Source organism: Pseudomonas sp. TMB3-21 (genome assembly GCF_054898145.1).
The window spans coordinates 293,510-309,430 of sequence record NZ_CM142718.1 but is presented as its reverse complement, the minus strand read 5'-3'; the positions used below and the strand labels follow the sequence as shown (position 1 = coordinate 309,430).

Annotated in this window: 18 protein-coding genes; 8 read left to right on the top strand and 10 right to left on the bottom strand. The window is 58.1% G+C overall.

Annotated features, from left to right (window positions below):
• Window positions 1-253 precede the first annotated feature (253 nt).
• Window positions 254-577 (bottom strand): ferredoxin FdxA, encoded by a 324-nt coding sequence (gene fdxA / locus ACYZTS_RS01605; RefSeq protein ID WP_461993535.1) that lies wholly within the window; start codon window positions 575-577, stop codon window positions 254-256.
• Window positions 578-718: 141 nt separating this feature from the next.
• Window positions 719-3,301 (bottom strand): DNA mismatch repair protein MutS, encoded by a 2,583-nt coding sequence (gene mutS / locus ACYZTS_RS01600; RefSeq protein ID WP_461993533.1) that lies wholly within the window; start codon window positions 3,299-3,301, stop codon window positions 719-721.
• Between the two features lie 298 nt (window positions 3,302-3,599).
• Here mutS and ACYZTS_RS01595 point away from each other — a divergent pair, with 298 nt between their 5' ends.
• The 3 genes from ACYZTS_RS01595 to recX all read left to right on the top strand — a co-directional run bounded on the left by ACYZTS_RS01595 (window position 3,600) and on the right by recX (window position 5,712).
• Entirely contained in the window at window positions 3,600-4,100 is a 501-nt protein-coding gene (locus ACYZTS_RS01595) for a CinA family protein (protein WP_461993531.1), read from the top strand.
• Between the two features lie 83 nt (window positions 4,101-4,183).
• Window positions 4,184-5,236: a recombinase RecA gene (gene recA / locus ACYZTS_RS01590; protein ID WP_461993529.1), complete on the top strand. Its 1,053-nt coding sequence runs from the start codon at window positions 4,184-4,186 to the stop codon at window positions 5,234-5,236.
• A gap of 8 nt (window positions 5,237-5,244) precedes the next feature.
• Complete coding sequence (gene recX, locus ACYZTS_RS01585; protein ID WP_461993527.1) at window positions 5,245-5,712, top strand: recombination regulator RecX; 468 nt, start codon at window positions 5,245-5,247, stop codon at window positions 5,710-5,712.
• Window positions 5,713-5,756: 44 nt separating this feature from the next.
• Here the strand turns inward: recX and ACYZTS_RS01580 are convergent, their stop codons facing one another.
• The gene (locus ACYZTS_RS01580; protein WP_461993525.1) at window positions 5,757-6,875 is read right to left on the bottom strand and encodes an LOG family protein; all 1,119 of its coding nucleotides are present in this window, start codon (window positions 6,873-6,875) and stop codon (window positions 5,757-5,759) included.
• A gap of 360 nt (window positions 6,876-7,235) precedes the next feature.
• On the opposite strand from ACYZTS_RS01580, the gene ACYZTS_RS01575 reads away from it, so the two are divergent.
• Entirely contained in the window at window positions 7,236-7,436 is a 201-nt protein-coding gene (locus ACYZTS_RS01575) for a hypothetical protein (RefSeq protein WP_461993523.1), read from the top strand.
• Here ACYZTS_RS01575 and ACYZTS_RS01570 read toward each other — a convergent pair whose 3' ends face one another.
• Window positions 7,437-7,862, bottom strand: a complete 426-nt coding sequence (locus tag ACYZTS_RS01570) for a PA3611 family quorum-sensing-regulated virulence factor (protein ID WP_028622520.1) — start codon at window positions 7,860-7,862, stop codon at window positions 7,437-7,439.
• Between the two features lie 203 nt (window positions 7,863-8,065).
• Here ACYZTS_RS01570 and ACYZTS_RS01565 point away from each other — a divergent pair, with 203 nt between their 5' ends.
• From ACYZTS_RS01565 to ACYZTS_RS01555, 3 genes are all read left to right on the top strand, one after another.
• Window positions 8,066-8,815: a tRNA-uridine aminocarboxypropyltransferase gene (locus tag ACYZTS_RS01565; RefSeq protein ID WP_461993521.1), complete on the top strand. Its 750-nt coding sequence runs from the start codon at window positions 8,066-8,068 to the stop codon at window positions 8,813-8,815.
• A gap of 197 nt (window positions 8,816-9,012) precedes the next feature.
• Complete coding sequence (gene erdR, locus ACYZTS_RS01560) at window positions 9,013-9,663, top strand: response regulator transcription factor ErdR (protein WP_028622518.1); 651 nt, start codon at window positions 9,013-9,015, stop codon at window positions 9,661-9,663.
• Window positions 9,664-9,738: 75 nt separating this feature from the next.
• Window positions 9,739-10,101 (top strand): diacylglycerol kinase, encoded by a 363-nt coding sequence (locus ACYZTS_RS01555; RefSeq protein ID WP_028622517.1) that lies wholly within the window; start codon window positions 9,739-9,741, stop codon window positions 10,099-10,101.
• On the opposite strand, the gene ACYZTS_RS01550 is transcribed toward ACYZTS_RS01555, so the two are convergent.
• Window positions 10,098-11,024 (bottom strand): LysR family transcriptional regulator, encoded by a 927-nt coding sequence (locus ACYZTS_RS01550; RefSeq protein ID WP_028622516.1) that lies wholly within the window; start codon window positions 11,022-11,024, stop codon window positions 10,098-10,100. The genes ACYZTS_RS01555 and ACYZTS_RS01550 overlap by 4 nt on opposite strands.
• 146 nt (window positions 11,025-11,170) lie before the next feature.
• Between ACYZTS_RS01550 and fpr the strand changes: the two genes are divergently transcribed.
• Window positions 11,171-11,950: a ferredoxin-NADP reductase gene (fpr, locus tag ACYZTS_RS01545; protein ID WP_007947184.1), complete on the top strand. Its 780-nt coding sequence runs from the start codon at window positions 11,171-11,173 to the stop codon at window positions 11,948-11,950.
• Window positions 11,951-12,116: 166 nt separating this feature from the next.
• Here the strand turns inward: fpr and tsaA are convergent, their stop codons facing one another.
• From tsaA to ACYZTS_RS01520, 5 genes are all read right to left on the bottom strand, one after another.
• Window positions 12,117-12,818, bottom strand: a complete 702-nt coding sequence (gene tsaA / locus ACYZTS_RS01540; RefSeq protein ID WP_461993517.1) for a tRNA (N6-threonylcarbamoyladenosine(37)-N6)-methyltransferase TrmO — start codon at window positions 12,816-12,818, stop codon at window positions 12,117-12,119.
• Window positions 12,819-12,986: 168 nt separating this feature from the next.
• A complete protein-coding gene (locus ACYZTS_RS01535; protein WP_461993515.1) occupies window positions 12,987-13,757 on the bottom strand; it encodes an SDR family oxidoreductase in 771 nt (256 codons plus the stop codon).
• A 207-nt stretch (window positions 13,758-13,964) separates the two neighbouring features.
• Entirely contained in the window at window positions 13,965-14,435 is a 471-nt protein-coding gene (locus ACYZTS_RS01530) for a YehS family protein (protein ID WP_461993513.1), read from the bottom strand.
• A 76-nt stretch (window positions 14,436-14,511) separates the two neighbouring features.
• Window positions 14,512-15,222, bottom strand: coding sequence for an rRNA pseudouridine synthase (locus ACYZTS_RS01525; RefSeq protein ID WP_461993511.1), 711 nt, complete (start codon window positions 15,220-15,222; stop codon window positions 14,512-14,514).
• A gap of 187 nt (window positions 15,223-15,409) precedes the next feature.
• Window positions 15,410-15,883: a GNAT family N-acetyltransferase gene (locus tag ACYZTS_RS01520; RefSeq protein WP_461993509.1), complete on the bottom strand. Its 474-nt coding sequence runs from the start codon at window positions 15,881-15,883 to the stop codon at window positions 15,410-15,412.
• Between the last annotated feature and the right edge of the window lie 38 nt (window positions 15,884-15,921).

Below are 15,921 nucleotides of genomic sequence, written 5' to 3'. Positions count from 1 at the left end.
AAGTTTTACCTGTCAACATCCGTCCGCTACCCCGATTGCTCTTGTTTGAAAACCCTCTAGTATCAGGGTTGTGCCGACGGACAGGCACGACCTTCAGGGATGAGGGTAAAGGACATTGCAGGACGCAATTCATCAGGACGATGCAAAGGAACACAGGGAATAGGGAAAAATGTGGGCGGGTCAAACCGCCCCTTTTTTTTGCCTGCAGAAAAGTAAAAAGGCCCGCAGGGGGCCTTTTCGGAACGCGGTAAAATCAGCGTTCGAGGTGTTCGATCTTGCCTTTCTTGCCATCCCATGCCGCAGAATCGGGCAGTGGATCTTTACGCTCAGTGATGTTCGGCCAGATCTCAGCCAGCTCGACGTTCAACTGAATGAAGTTCTCCATGCCTGCAGGCACTTCATCTTCCGAGAAGATGGCTACGGCAGGGCATTCCGGTTCGCACAGTGCGCAGTCGATGCACTCATCCGGGTGAATCACCAGGAAGTTCGGGCCTTCGTAAAAGCAGTCCACCGGACAGACTTCTACGCAGTCGGTGTACTTGCACTTGATGCAGTTGTCGGTGACGACGAAGGTCATTTCTAATTCTCTCCTCAGGCGGCTGCAGCGGAGCCCCTTCACGTTGGGGTCGCCGGGTTTGGGAGCGATAGTCTGCAAGCCAGGCTGTAGCCTGCAGCATCCCAAACCGCGCGAGATTCTAACAGCTTGCAGGCAAGTGCGTTAGATCCGTGTCTTTAGTGCATAGAGCATTTCCAACGCACGGCGCGGGGTCATGTCATCCAGGTCGAGTTTAGCCAGGTCATCCAGCACCGGATGCGGCAGGCTGGCGAACATGTCGCTCTGCTGTGGCGCGGCCGGTTTGCCTTTGACCGGCTTCGGCACCTCATGCGGCAGGGCTGTCGCTTCCAGCCGGCCGAGGTGCTCGCGGGCTCGCACGATCACTTCGCTTGGCACACCGGCCAGTTGCGCAACCGCCAAGCCATAACTCTGGCTGGCCGGTCCCGGCAATACGTGGTGAAGGAAGACAATGCGCTCGTTGTGTTCGGTCGCATTAAGGTGCACGTTGGCTACCAACGGCTGGGCTTCCGGCAATACCGTCAGCTCAAAATAATGGGTGGCGAACAACGTATAAGCACGTAGATGCGCCAGACGTTCAGCTGCCGCCCATGCCAGGGACAGGCCGTCGAAGGTGCTGGTGCCGCGTCCGACTTCGTCCATCAGCACCAGACTGCGCTCGGTTGCATTGTGGAGAATGTTCGCGGTTTCGCTCATCTCGACCATGAACGTCGAGCGCCCGCCCGCGAGGTCGTCGCTGGAGCCGATCCGGGTGAAAATCCGGTCGACCAGCGACAATTCGCAACTCGCCGCCGGGACAAAGCTGCCGATGTGCGCGAGCAGCACGATTAGCGCCGTCTGCCGCATGTAAGTGGATTTACCGCCCATGTTCGGACCGGTGATGACCAGCATGCGGGTGTTGTCGTCGAGGCTCAGATCGTTAGCCACGAACGGGGTGGTCAGCACTTGCTCGACCACCGGGTGGCGCCCCTGATTGATACGCATGCACGGTTCATCGACGAAGCGTGGGCAGTTCAGGTCCAGGTTCAGTGCGCGCTCGGCGAGGTTGCTCAGAACATCCAGCTCGGCCAACGCAGCAGCGGTGTCCTGCAGCGGAGGCAATTGGCCAATCAGGTCTTCGAGCAGCGCCTCATACAACATCTTCTCGCGGGCCAGCGCTCGGCTTTTCGCCGACAGGGCCTTGTCTTCGAACGCTTTCAGTTCCGGCGTGATGAAGCGCTCGGCACCTTTGAGCGTCTGTCGCCGAATGTAATCGGCCGGCGCGGATTCAGCTTGTTTGCTCGGCAGTTCGATGAAGTAGCCGTGAATACGGTTGTAACCGACCTTCAAATGCGACAGACCAGTGCGTGCCTTCTCGCGCGCCTCCAGGTCGATCAGGAACTGTCCGGCGTTTTCACTCAACGATTGCAGGTCATCGAGTTCGCTGTCGTAACCGGTTTTCAACACGCCGCCATCGCGGATCACTGCGGGCGGGTTGTCGACGATGGCTTTTTCCAGCAGCGCCGCCAGTTCCGGATAGGTGCTGGTGGTCGTCGCCAGTTGAATGATGTGCGGAGCTTCCAGCTCGGTCATCGCCTGTTGCAACTCGGGCAGCGCGCCCAAGGCATCGCGCAGCCGTGCGAGGTCACGCGGGCGGGCATTGCGCAAACCGATCCGCGCCAGAATCCGCTCGATGTCGCCGATCTCCTTGAGCTGCGGTTGCAGCTTTTCGAACCGATAACGGTCGAGCAGGCACGTGATCGAAGTCTGCCGTGCCAGTAGCACCGTCAGATCCCGCAGCGGCCGGTTCAGCCAGCGCGTCAGTAAGCGGCTGCCCATGGCGGTCTGGCAGCGATCGACCACCGATTGCAGGGTGTTTTCGCGGCCACCGGCCAAGTTAGTGTCCAGCTCCAGATTGCGCCGACTTGCACCGTCCAGCACGACCGTGTCGTCCAGGCGCTCATGGCGCAGACTGCGCAAATGGGGCAGGGCGGTGCGCTGGGTTTCCTTGGCATAGCTGAGCAGGCAACCGGCAGCACCGATCGCAAGGGTCAGGTTCTCGCAGCCAAACCCTTTGAGGTCTTGCGTCGAGAACTGCTGGCAGAGACTTTTCAGCGCCGAGTCGCGCTCGAAATCCCACGGCGCACGACGCCGAACCCCACGACGTTTTTCCGCGGGCAGATCTTTCGGCCAGTCATCCGGGATCATCAGCTCCACCGGATTGACCCGCTCCAGTTCCGCCAACAGGTTTTCCCAGCCCTTGATCTCCAGCACGGTGAAGTTGCCACTGGTGATGTCCAGCACCGCCAGACCAAACAGGCGCTCGTCACCCAACACCGCTGCAATCAGGTTGTCGCGGCGTTCATCGAGCAAGGCCTCATCACTGACCGTACCGGGAGTGATGATCCGCACTACCTGCCGGTCGACCGGGCCTTTACTGGTTGCCGGATCGCCGACCTGTTCACAGATCACCACTGACTCGCCGAGTTTGACCAGTTTCGCCAGATAACCTTCTGCCGCGTGGTAAGGAATCCCACACATCGGAATCGCCTGACCGGCAGATTGCCCGCGTGCAGTCAGGGTGATGTCCAGCAATTTGGCGGCTTTCTTTGCGTCTTCGTAGAAGATCTCGTAGAAATCGCCCATGCGATAGAACATGAGTTGGTCGGGGTGCTGGTTCTTCAGGCGCCAATATTGCTGCATCATCGGCGTGTGAGAGGACAGGTCGGCAGAGAGTGCTTTATTCATCGGATATCAGGCAATTCGTTGAAAGGTGTAGGGCAAAGGAGGGACGTTGGCCCGGCTTTTCCGCGATGGGCGCAAGGTTACCATGGGCAGTCGGAGTGACGCAGGCATCAAAGGCCGCCAAGCGCAAAGCCCTCGCTTAAGTGAGACCTGATGATGCGGCTGATCGGTGAGAACTCCCGGTTTCTGCAGGTCCTGCACCCTGCGTTCTTCCCGCTAACATTTTGATCGACCCTGTGCCTTGCAAGCGCAATTTGCTCGTGTACGGTAGATCGCAATTCCGCTCGCTCTGGAGATGACCGTGAAAGAAATCACTCAGCTCGCCGCTGAACTTGGCAGACGCCTGCAGGTTCTCAACGCTCATGTCACCGCAGCGGAGTCCTGTACAGGGGGCGGGATATCGGAGGCGATCACTCGCATTCCGGGGAGTTCGGCGTGGTTTGAAGCCGGCTATGTCACGTATTCCAATCGGCAGAAAACCGAGCAGCTGAATGTCCCGCCCGAGTTATTTGCGACGGTGGGAGCTGTCAGTGGCGAGGTGGTGGAGGCGATGGTGCGAGGCGCCCAGGAGAAAAGCCGTGCACATTTCGCCGTTGCAGTCAGCGGTGTCGCCGGCCCGGATGGAGGCTCGCCAAACAAGCCGGTGGGCACCGTATGGCTGGGCTGGGGCGTGGGCGAGCGGGTATTTAGCGAGGTTCAGCATTTCCCTGGCAACCGTGACGAAGTTCGCCGACAAACGGTGAAGGCCGCGCTAGAGGGGCTGCTGCGCCACGCGATGGGAGAAATCTCAAATCAGGGGTAGGCGATCTTGAAGTGCTGTGGAATAATACTGTCTACTTATACAGGTGTTGGCCGTCAGGCCTTATTGATTACGTGAGGACTTTAATGGACGACAACAAGAAGAAAGCCTTGGCTGCGGCCCTGGGTCAGATCGAACGTCAATTCGGCAAGGGTGCCGTAATGCGTATGGGCGATCAGGACCGTCAGGCGATCCCATCCATCTCTACTGGCTCTCTGGGTCTGGACATTGCGCTGGGCATTGGCGGCCTGCCAAAAGGCCGTATCGTTGAAATCTACGGTCCAGAATCCTCCGGTAAAACCACACTGACACTGTCCGTGATCGCCCAGGCTCAAAAAGCCGGCGCGACCTGTGCGTTCGTCGATGCTGAACACGCCCTAGACCCGGAATACGCTCTCAAGCTTGGCGTTAACGTCGATGACCTGCTGGTTTCTCAGCCGGACACTGGCGAGCAAGCCCTGGAAATCACGGACATGCTGGTGCGTTCCAACGCGGTTGACGTGATCATTGTCGACTCCGTGGCAGCGCTGGTGCCAAAGGCTGAAATCGAAGGCGAAATGGGTGACATGCACGTGGGCCTGCAGGCTCGTCTGATGTCCCAGGCGCTGCGTAAAATCACCGGTAACATCAAGAACGCCAACTGCCTGGTTATCTTCATCAACCAGATCCGTATGAAAATCGGCGTGATGTTCGGCAGCCCGGAAACCACCACCGGTGGTAACGCACTGAAGTTCTACGCATCGGTTCGTCTGGATATCCGCCGTACTGGCGCGGTGAAAGAAGGTGACGAAGTCGTTGGTAGCGAAACCCGCGTCAAGGTCGTGAAGAACAAGGTTGCTTCGCCATTCCGTCAGGCCGAATTCCAGATTCTTTACGGCAAGGGCATCTACCTTAATGGTGAGATGATCGACTTGGGTGTGCTTCATGGCTTCGTCGAGAAGTCCGGTGCCTGGTATGCCTATGAAGGTACCAAGATCGGTCAAGGCAAGGCCAACTCGGCCAAGTTCCTGGCAGACAATCCGGAAATCGCCACCAAGCTTGAGAAGCAACTGCGCGACAAGTTGCTGACGCCCGCCCCGGACGTTAAAGCGTCGGCAGACCGAGTCAAAGCTGAAGATCTGGTTGATGTGGATGTTTGATTGATCCGATGACCGCCGTACTCGATACACCCGTCGCAGTGCGGCGGACCGCAATGGACCTGCTCGCGCGACGCGAGCACGGTCGAGTCGAGCTGACGCGTAAACTGCGTCAGCGCGGCGCACTCCCCGAGATGATTGACGCAGCACTCGACCGTTTGACGGAGGAGGGCTTGCTCTCCGAATCCCGATACCTCGAAAGCTTTGTTTCCTATCGGGCCCGCTCCGGTCACGGCCCTTTGCGTATTCGCGAAGAGTTAGGCCAGCGCGGTCTACAGCGTACAGATATCGAACTCGCTATCCGCGAGAGCGGTATCAACTGGCAGGAGCAACTGGAGGATACCTGGCGACGCAAGTTCTCCGGGCACCTACCGATAGATGCACGGGAACGCGCCAAGCAAGGCCGCTTCCTGAGTTATCGAGGTTATTCCATGGAGATGATCAGCCGCTTGTTCAGTGGTCGAGGAATGGACGATTAATCCAAACGGCCCGCTATTTGAATAGCGGGCCGTTTTTTTTTGCTTCACGTAACGTGTATCGGTTCCCGCGAATGCTGCTGGGCACCGGGTTTGGTCGTCGCCCAATTTTCCGGCAGGTTGATAAAGTCCACCAGTTCGCGCAGGCGTCCATGATTGCGAGCGTTGAAGGTAAAAGCCAAACGCGCCAGATGGCTGAACTGCTGCTCGTCATGTTCTTCACCGTTATAGGCGTGCTGATGAAAATGATCGCTCAGGCACAGGTCGGCAAAGCTTTCCTGCATCTGATTAAGCGCATCGTCGCTTAGCTTGTGGTTCATGCGAATCACGAATTGATGCTTGAGCCAGCGGCTCGAGTGGAAGTTGCTGTAGAACTGGTTGATTTGCTCGACTGCCTCTTCGGCGCTGTAAACCAGGCTGACAAGCTTCATGTCGGTCGGCAGAATGTAACGGTTTTCTTCCAGTTGATTGCGAATGAAATCCAGCGCGCTTGACCAGAAATTACCGCCAGGTGCATCCAGCAGCACCACCGGCACCAGCGGACTTTTACCGGTTTGGATCAGCGTCAGAACTTCGAGCGCTTCATCCAGCGTGCCAAAGCCGCCGGGGCACAAAACCAGCGCGTCGGCTTCCTTCACGAAGAACAACTTACGGGTGAAGAAGAAGTGGAAGGGCAGCAGGTTGCTGGTGCCATTGACGGTAGGATTGGCATGTTGCTCGAACGGCAGAGTGATATTGAACCCAAGGCTGTGTTCGCGTCCCGCACCTTCGTGGGCCGCGGCCATGATGCCGCCTCCGGCACCGGTGATGACCATCAGGTCGGAGCGCGCCAGCGCAGTACCGAGTTCTCGGGCCATTGCATACAGCGGATGCTCGATCGGTGTTCGGGCCGAACCAAAAACGGTGACCTTGCGTCGTCCGCGAAACTTTTCGAGCACGCGGAAGGCTTGCTCGAGTTCGCGCAGGGCCTGCAGGGTGATTTTGGCGTTCCAGCGGTTGTGATCTTCCTGGGCCATGCGCAGCACGGTCAGGATCATGTCGCGGTAGATCGGGATGTTCTGGCTGTTGGGTGAAACTAGCTTGAGTTGATCTTCAACCTTGCTGATGAGGTCGTGGCCGCTTTCTTCGAAATGACGGCTGAGGAGGTCATTCGGTTGGTAAGGCATTCAACTTCTCCTTCTGCACAAAGCCCTTGGCTCCGACGAGGCAGTTATCGGAGCCGCAATACCTGGTGTGTCCCTGTCAGCCCGGACTGGCGCCTGGACGGTCCAGCTAGGGCGCAAATCCGGAACCTCGTGTTGATAGTCGCTGCAATGATCATTGCGCCGCAAAGTCTTTCCTGGCAACTGCTTATTGACGTTTTCAAGGGGAGTTCACCGCTCGTCTGACGGCGTACCGCCAGCCCCACACTCTGATTTACTGAATCAAGGACGTTACACGACATCTTTGGGTCCTGCGGGACGCACAGTACAAGCGGGTAAAGGATTTTTCGCTCAAGCGAGGGCGACGAGCAGGGAGCCGAAGTGATGGCCAGAGTCATTCTGGAGATCGATACGCAACTGTATCGATTGCTCAAATCATCAGCCGAGACCAATAACCTGAGTCTTGAAGAGGAGTGCTGCCGACGTCTGGAGGGCACCGATCGGCGCTCCAGATATCTGCAGGCGTTGTTGGCAGAACTGCGCGCCGAGGATGAACAGCGACGCGCTAATGCCCGATTGCGTTAATTACTTCTTTTTGGCGGGCGTTGCCTTGGGGCAATCCGATTCCTGATAGCTGGCCGAGCCGACCGAACGGTTGGTCTTCACCTCAGTGAAGTCGTAACGCATGACCGCCCCTTTGGCCATCAGCTTGCGGAATGACGGGTTGTTGCAAACAGAGGCGCCCAGCTGGAAGTACACGGCTTTGGGATCGGCGCGCATCTTGTCGGCATGGCTGCTCTGCACGCTCAGGTGATTGATCAGCACGTTGCCTTCGGCGGTGTAGCCCTGATCAAGAATGTCTTCATTGATTGCCCGTGGAGTGCCAGCACTGCTTTGTGCGGCGACGTTTCGCAGCTCCCGGTTTAGATTCTGCTCACTCAAGGAAGCAGCCTGAGCGCTGAAAGACGATGCCAGCAAAATGGCAGCGGTGGGAACGATAAGGCGCAGCATGAAACTCTCCTGATTCAGTGACGGGTGCTCAGTGACAGGTGGTTCGACCCTTCACATGACTGTGCGTTCAGTGGCGGCAAATTATAGGGGACGGGGCCTGGACGGTACAGGCTTGCGCCGGCTGCTCTGATAAACTGCTGGCACTTTCTGCCCATCCGAGTGTGTTTTGTGTCGATTTTCCTTCCCCGCAGGACGTGCCTGCGATGAGCCAGCCCTTTGCATCGAACGCCGTCGCCCGCCTGCGCGACCAGCGCGAGGAAGAGGGCATCAAGCCGATTCAGGCCCGTGGCTGGCGTGCGCCGCGATGCCGCGCCTGTCGTGTGATCGAGAGTCATTGCCTGTGTGCCTGGCGTCCGCAGGTCGAGACCCACGCCGGCGTGTGCCTGATCATGACCAACAAGGAAGTGTTCAAACCCAGCAACACTGGCTGGTTGATTGCCGATGTGGTGCGCGATAACCACGCGTTCATCTGGTCGCGGACAGAAGTCGATCCACGGCTGGTGGCGTTGCTTGCCGACCCTAAGTGGCAACCGTATCTGGTATTTCCCGGCGAATACGTTGAGCCGGAGCGAGTGACGCACAGTGTTGACACGTGCAACACCAAGCGGCCGCTGTTCATTTTGCTGGACGCGACCTGGACCGAAGCACGCAAGATTTTCCGCAAGAGTCCTTATTTCGACAAGTTGCCGATTCTCAGCCTGCTACCGGAAAAACTGTCCCGCTATCGTTTACGCCGGTCGACCCGCAGCGAGCATCTGTGCACTGCGGAAGTGGCCGCGTTATGCCTCGATCTGGCCGGCGACAACGCGGCGGCATCGGCACTGGACGCGTATTTCGATGTGTTCAGCCAGCATTACCTGGATGCCAAGCATCAGCTCGACATGGACGTGTCCACCCCGGCACATGCCGAGCTTAAGCCCTTTGTACAAAACTCGGGCGCCGTCATCTGCTGATTGTCGCCCATACTGCAAAAGTGTGTACCGAGCACGTCGCTTGACCACCCTGTCTTCGCTGGGCATGCTTGGCGCCGATTAGGGCGCGGCCGCAGTTTGAAACGCCGTTTTTTGACGTGATTGGCGTTGATCGTGCTCTGTTGGTGCAGTTGCGTGGCTGCACCTACAGTTGTTTGAAAAACAGGATCATTAGAACAATGGCCACATACGAAATCCTGATTGCCGATGACCATCCGCTTTTTCGTTCCGCGTTGCATCAGGCGTTAACTCTGGGCCTTGGCCCTGAAGTTCGTTTGGTGGAAGTGGCGAGCATTGCCGAGCTGGAGACCCGTCTGGACGAAAAGGCCGACTGGGATCTGGTATTGCTGGATTTGAACATGCCCGGCGCCTACGGTTTTTCCGGGCTGGTGCTGTTACGCGGGCAGTATCCGCAGATTCCGGTCGTCATGATTTCTGCCCAGGAAGAGGCGACGATCATGGTGAAGTCCCGTGAGTTCGGGGCCAGCGGTTTCATTCCCAAGTCGAGCGACCTGAGTGTCATTCAAAAAGCCGTGCGTGCAGTGCTCGATGGCGACGTGTTCTGGCCACCGCAAGCCTTTGAAGCTGTCAGTGTTTCCGCCGAAGCAAAAGCCGCCAGTGAAGGCCTTGCCAGTCTGACGCCGCAACAGTTTCGAGTACTGACCATGGTGTGTGAAGGCTTGCTGAACAAGCAGATCGCTTATGAGCTGAGCGTTTCCGAAGCAACCATCAAAGCTCACGTCACGGCGATATTTCGCAAGCTCAATGTGCGGACCCGCACTCAGGCTGCTTTACTGCTGCAACAGCTTGAGTCAATTTCCAGCCATTAGGGCTGGGCGTCTTCACGCTTTTTTGACTTTGGTTCATCTAGCTTCCCCACTCTCTTTTGGTCAGTTGCCCAATCTATGTCTCCTTTCAAAGGCCAGACCGGCCTGAAACGCATCCTCAATGCCTCCGGTTATTCACTGGATGGGCTGCGCGCCGCCTTCACCGGTGAAGCTGCTTTTCGACAATTGGTGTTGCTCAACGTCGTTTTGATTCCGCTGTCGTTTTTTTTGAATGTCAGCCGCGTCGAGCAGGCGCTGCTGATCGCCGTGTGTCTTCTGGCCTTGATCGTGGAGCTGCTCAACTCAGCGGTCGAAGCGGCGATCGACCGTATCTCGCTGGAATTACACCCACTGTCGAAAAACGCCAAGGACATGGGCAGCGCCGCGCAGTTTGTGGCACTGACCATGATCGGTCTGGTGTGGGCATTGATTCTGCTTTAAGCAATATTAGGCAATACGATCTCGTCGCTGCGCTGCACCCCGGCGGTGAAGGCGCGGCAGAGGTCGAGGAATTCGCGCATTGCCGAGGTCTGGTATTTCTGTTTGTGCCAGATGAAGTAGAACTGCCGGGCGAGGTCCAGATCCGGCGTTTCCACCGGCACCAAGCTGCCACGGCGAAATGCGTCGCGTAGCGCCAGTCGTGATATGCAACCAATCCCCAAGCCTGATTCCACCGCGCGTTTGATCGCTTCGGTGTGCTCCAGCTCGAGACGAATATTCAACCCGCTGCGGTGATGACGCATGGCCTGGTCGAAGGTCAGTCGCGTGCCTGAGCCCTGTTCGCGCAAGATCCACGCTTCCTGGCTAAGTTCGTCCATCGTCGCTGCGCCGCGCTTGGCCAGCGGATGTTGCGGCGCGCAGAACACCACCAGCTCATCTTCGACCCAGCTCTGCACTTCGATGTCCGGGTGGCTGCAATCGCCCTCAATCAGACCCAGATCAATTTCGTAGTGGGCGACTTGTTGCACGATGTTGGCCGTGTTCTGAACGTGCAGCTTCACCTGGCTTTCCGGGTGGCGCTGCATGAAACTGCCAATCAACAAGGTCGCCAGGTAATTGCCGATGGTCAGGGTGGCGCCTACCGCCAGCGAGCCGAAACCGGACTTGCCGGCGAGCAGGTCTTCGATCTCCTTGGCCTGATCGAGTAACGCCACAGCTTGTGGCAACAGCTGTTTACCGAGGGCGTTGAGGCTAAGCCGTTTACCGGCGCGATCAAACAGCTGGCAGCTGGACTGGCGCTCCAGTTCGGTGATCGAGGTGCTCGCCGCCGATTGTGAGAGGTTGAGAAAGCCCGCAGCACGGGATACGCTTTCCTGCTGGGCGACGGCGACGAATACTTGAAGTTGACGGAGAGTAAATCGCATATCTATATAACCGATAACCCTTATCTTAATAATCCATTTAACAGATATTGTTACTGCTATTAGAATGCGATGCAATTGCGCGCAACTGTTTTTCAAGCAGCAGGCGCCCAGCACGCGCAGACCAAATTCCCAGGAGTCCCACGTACATGAGCAACATGAACCACGAGCGTGTCCTCAGTGTTCATCACTGGAACGACACTCTGTTCAGCTTCAAGTGCACCCGCGATCCGGGCCTGCGCTTCGAGAACGGTCAGTTCGTGATGATCGGCCTGCAACAGCCCAACGGCCGGCCGCTCATGCGCGCCTACTCGATTGCCAGCCCCAATTGGGAAGAGCATCTCGAGTTTTTCAGCATCAAGGTCCCTGATGGCCCGCTGACTTCCCAGTTGCAGCATCTTAAGGAAGGCGACGAGATCATTATCAGCAAGAAGCCTACCGGTACGCTGGTTCTGGATGACTTGAAGCCTGGCAAGCATTTGTACCTGCTCAGCACCGGTACCGGTCTGGCGCCGTTCATGAGCGTTATCCAGGACCCGGAGACCTACGAGCGTTTCGAGAAAGTGATCCTGTGCCACGGCGTGCGTTACGTCAACGAAGTCGCTTACCGCGAGTTCATCACCGAGCACCTGCCGCAGAACGAGTTCTTCGGCGAGTCCCTGCGTGACAAGTTGATCTACTACCCAACCGTGACCCGTGAGCCGTTCGAGAACGAAGGGCGTCTGACCGACCTGATGCGCAGCGGCAAACTGTTCAGCGACATCGGTCTGCCACCGATCAACCCGCAAGACGACCGCGCCATGCTGTGCGGCAGCCCGAGCATGCTCGACGAGACCAGCGAAGTGTTGAACAGCTTCGGCCTGAAAGTTTCGCCACGTATGCGCGAGCCGGGTGATTACCTGATCGAGCGAGCGTTCGTCGAGAAGTGACCCCTCTGCATCACCCAAAAAAGCCCCCAGTGCCCTAACCGGCGCGGGGGCTTTTTCATGTTCGGCGCAAAACTTTGTAGGAGCTGTCGAGTGAAACGAGGCTGCGATCTTTTGATCTTGTTTTAAATGCACCATCAAAAAGATCGCAGCTTCGTTTCACTCGACGCTACGGGTCCGAGGCCGGAATAACTTCGAGGACCCGGATCAGACCCGCCTCGGGGTAATGCCAACGCACATCCACATTCCACAATTGTGCGCCGTATTCGCGCTCCGGCACCGGCGTTTGATACGCAGGGCGCGGATCTTGCGCCAGGCATTGCTCAATCAGGGCTACCAAGGGCTCGTCAAGGCGCTGAGCATGCTCGTGAGCCTGGATCAGCGCCGCGTCCGTCCACTGCACAGGAATCAGCTGCGGCGCTGCGCTGGCGATGGTGTTGGTGGCCGATTCGATGATGTCGGCGTAGGGCACGTACGGCTTGATGTCGAGAATCGGCGTGCCGTCGAGCAGGTCGATTCCTGATATCCACAGCCGATCAGCAGCCACCTTGTCCAGTTTGACCACGGATTGGCCAATACCATTGGGCCGATGGGTCGCACGGGTGGCGAAGACGCCCATGGATTTGTTGCCGCCGAGGCGAGGAGGGCGGACTTTCAGGCGCGGCTTTTCCTCCAGCGCCTGATGAAACAGGAACAGCAGCCAGACATGGCTGACCTGCTCGAGCCCTTGCACGGCATCGCTCTGATCGAAAGGCGCGACCAGTTCCAGGACACCGCGAGCGGCCGGGGCCAGTTGTGGCTGGCGCGGGATGGCGAACTTCTCCTTGAAGCAGGAGCGCACGAAGCCGATCGGGGAAACGCTGTAGGTCATGGTCTGGAGTCGAGGCGGGAATCAGGGCGGGCATGATAACCCGATCAACTTGAATTCAGTGCTGCCGGTGCCGGCCCCTTCGCGAGCAGGCTCGCTCCCACAGGTGATCTATGGTGCAAAGGAGATCCAGTGTGGGAGCGAGCCTGCTCGCGATGGCCGCAACGCGGATTACAGACTGAACCCACCATCCAGCGGAATAATATTCCCGGTCATATACGCTCCGGCCGTGCTCGCCAGACTGATCGCCAGCGCCGCCATCTCTTCCTCGCGCCCCCAGCGCTTCATCGGGATCAGCGCGGAATCCTCCGCGAGCGCCTGCTCATCGTTGCCAATATGCTGGGTCATCTTGCTCGGGAAACGTCCCGGTGCGATCACGTTGACGTTGATGTGCTGACTGACCAGCTCCCGCGCCAGAATTCGCGACAATTGATGCAGCGCTGCCTTGCTCGGCCCATACGCGTAAGCCTGTTCGCCGAAGGACGAGATCGCCGCCACCGAGCCGATGTTGATGATCCGCGCCGGATTCGCGGCCGAGCCGGCCTTGCGCAGCAGCGGCAGGAACTGCTGGATGCAGTTGAACACCGAGGTCACGTTGAGCTGCATGACCTTCTCCCAGCCCTTCACCGGATAACTTTCCAGGGGTGCACCCCATGTGGTACCGGCGTTGTTGACCAGGATGTCGAGATGCGTGATCTGTTGGCTCAACCGCGTGGCGAGTTGCTGAACGCCTTCTTCGGTAGCGAGGTTGGCTGCGACACCGTGGCATCTACCGAGCGCGCTGAGTTCGTCAGCCGTTTGCTGGCAGGCCTCGGCATCGCGCGAGCAGACGTAGACGATGGCGCCGGCCTCGACGTAGGCCTTGGCAATCATTTTGCCGATGCCACGGGTGCCGCCGGTCACCAGAGCGGTCCGGCCTTGCAGGGAAAAGTATGAGTGCATGGCGAATCCTGAGAGCTGAGGGTAATTACACCCTAGTCGTCAGCCGCGTGAAGCGGAGCCATTATTTTTGCGGGGAATGGGGGTTCATACAGAACCCGACTTTGTAGGAGCCGGCTTGCCGGCGATGGCCATTCTTGAAACGCCATCGCGAGCGAGCTTGCCCCTACGGGGCCGCAGCGTTCTGGAAATCGCCAGTGCCGGCGGCTATTACTGCGGGCGAACGCGCAGGGTCAGGCCCTTTAGGAAGTTGCGCAGCAACTGGTCGCCGCACGGGCGATAGTTGGTGTGGCCGAACTTGCGGAACAGTGCGCTCAGTTCTGGCTTGGACACCGGGAACTCGGAGGCTTTGAGGATGGCGTGCATGTCGTCCTCCTTCAGCTCGAAGGCCACACGCAGTTTCTTCAGGATGATGTTGTTGGTCACCGGGGTTTCGATCGGCTGCGGCGGACGGCTTTCGTCCTTGCCACGTTTGAAAATCACCAGGCCATCAAGGAAATGCGCCATGACCTCGTCCGGGCAACGTACGAAACCTTCTTCGTCTTCCTCTTTCTTGTCGAGGTAGGTCAGCAAGTCTTCGAGGCTCACGTCCATGCCGCCGATCTTAATGATCTCGATGACTTTCTTGTCGCTGATGTCGAGCATGTAGCGCACGCTGCGCAGTACGTCGTTATGAATCATGTTGTGCAATCCTGATATTCAGCAGTGGGCGCCGCTTACACAGCGACGCCGAAAAAGTGGGGCGGCGTGACAAGTCTTAGAACTTCTCTTTGCCGGACAGGTAGCGCCATTGGCCCAGTGGTACTTTGCCAATGGACACGCCACCGATGCGGATGCGACGGATGGCAACGACCTTCAGGCCTACGGCCTGGCAGAACAGGGCGATGACCCCCGGTTGCGGGTTCTTCATCGCAAAGCGCAGACGGTTTTCGTTCTGCCAGCTGGCTTTCACCGCCGGCAGCTCCTTGCCCTTGTACGTCAGACCGTGATTCAGGCGGTTGAGGCCGTGAGCCACCATCTCGCCTTCAACTTCGACCACGTATTCCTGCTCGATTTTCGCGGCATCGGCGGTGAGCTTGCGCAGGATCTTCCAGTCCTGAGTGAACACCAGCAAGCCGCTGGCATTGGCCTGCAAGTCGGTGCTGGCGGTCAGGCGCAGGAAGTGGCCCTTGAGCGGACGTTTGCTGAAGCGATGTTCTTCGCTCAGGGTTTCGGCGCTGATGGTGGCCATGGCCGTTTCCGCGTCCATGTCTGCGGGGACGTTGAACAGGATGGTCACTGGCTCCGGTGCCGTGGCCTTGGCTTCAGGGTCGAGCTCGACTTTGTGCGTATCGACCTTGAATTGCGGCTCGTCAATGACTTCACCGTCCACGGTGACCCAGCCGCCCTCAATGAACAGCTCAGCCTCCCGACGGGAACAGCCGACGAGTTCGATGAGGCGTTTGGAGAGACGAATCGGGTCAGTCATGACAGGGCCGTAACAAAAAAGGGGTGAGCATTGTACCTGCCTGGCGCCGGTTAATCGCGGGTCCATTTCAGTACGGCTGAATTTCCTGTGGGAGCTGGCCTGCCAGCGATTGCATCACCTCGGTGTATCTGACAAACCGTAGCGTCTGCATCGCTGGCAGGCCAGCTCCCACAGGGGTTCTATGGTGTCAGGCATGTTGTGAGCGCTGCTGATTTTGGCGCATCCGCATATGCAGCAACGGATATGGCTGATCCATCCCGTCCACCTCCGAGCGGCCGACCACCTCAAAACCCTGCTTGAGGTAGAACGCCAGCGCCTGCGTATTCTGCTCGTTGACGTCCAGCTGATCAGCGTTGAACTGCTCCATGGCGTAGCGCAGCAATTGTTTGCCCAGGCCTTGGCCACGATGCGCCGGATCGATGAACAGCATTTCAATCTTGCCCGCAGCAACTCCGGCAAAACCGGTGATGCGCTGCCGCGCGTCTTTGGTGCAGACCAGCATCACCGCATCAAGGTAGCGGGTCAGGACCAGATTTTTCAGCAGTTCAATGTAGCTGTCCGGCAGAAAATCATGGGTGGCACGCACCGAGGCTTCCCATACCTGCGTGAGTTCCTCGTAGTCGCGCTGTCTCGGCGTGTGAATGACCGAATGTCCGCGCATGGTCGGGGCTCCTTGAATCGTTGATGTCATGCGTCCTT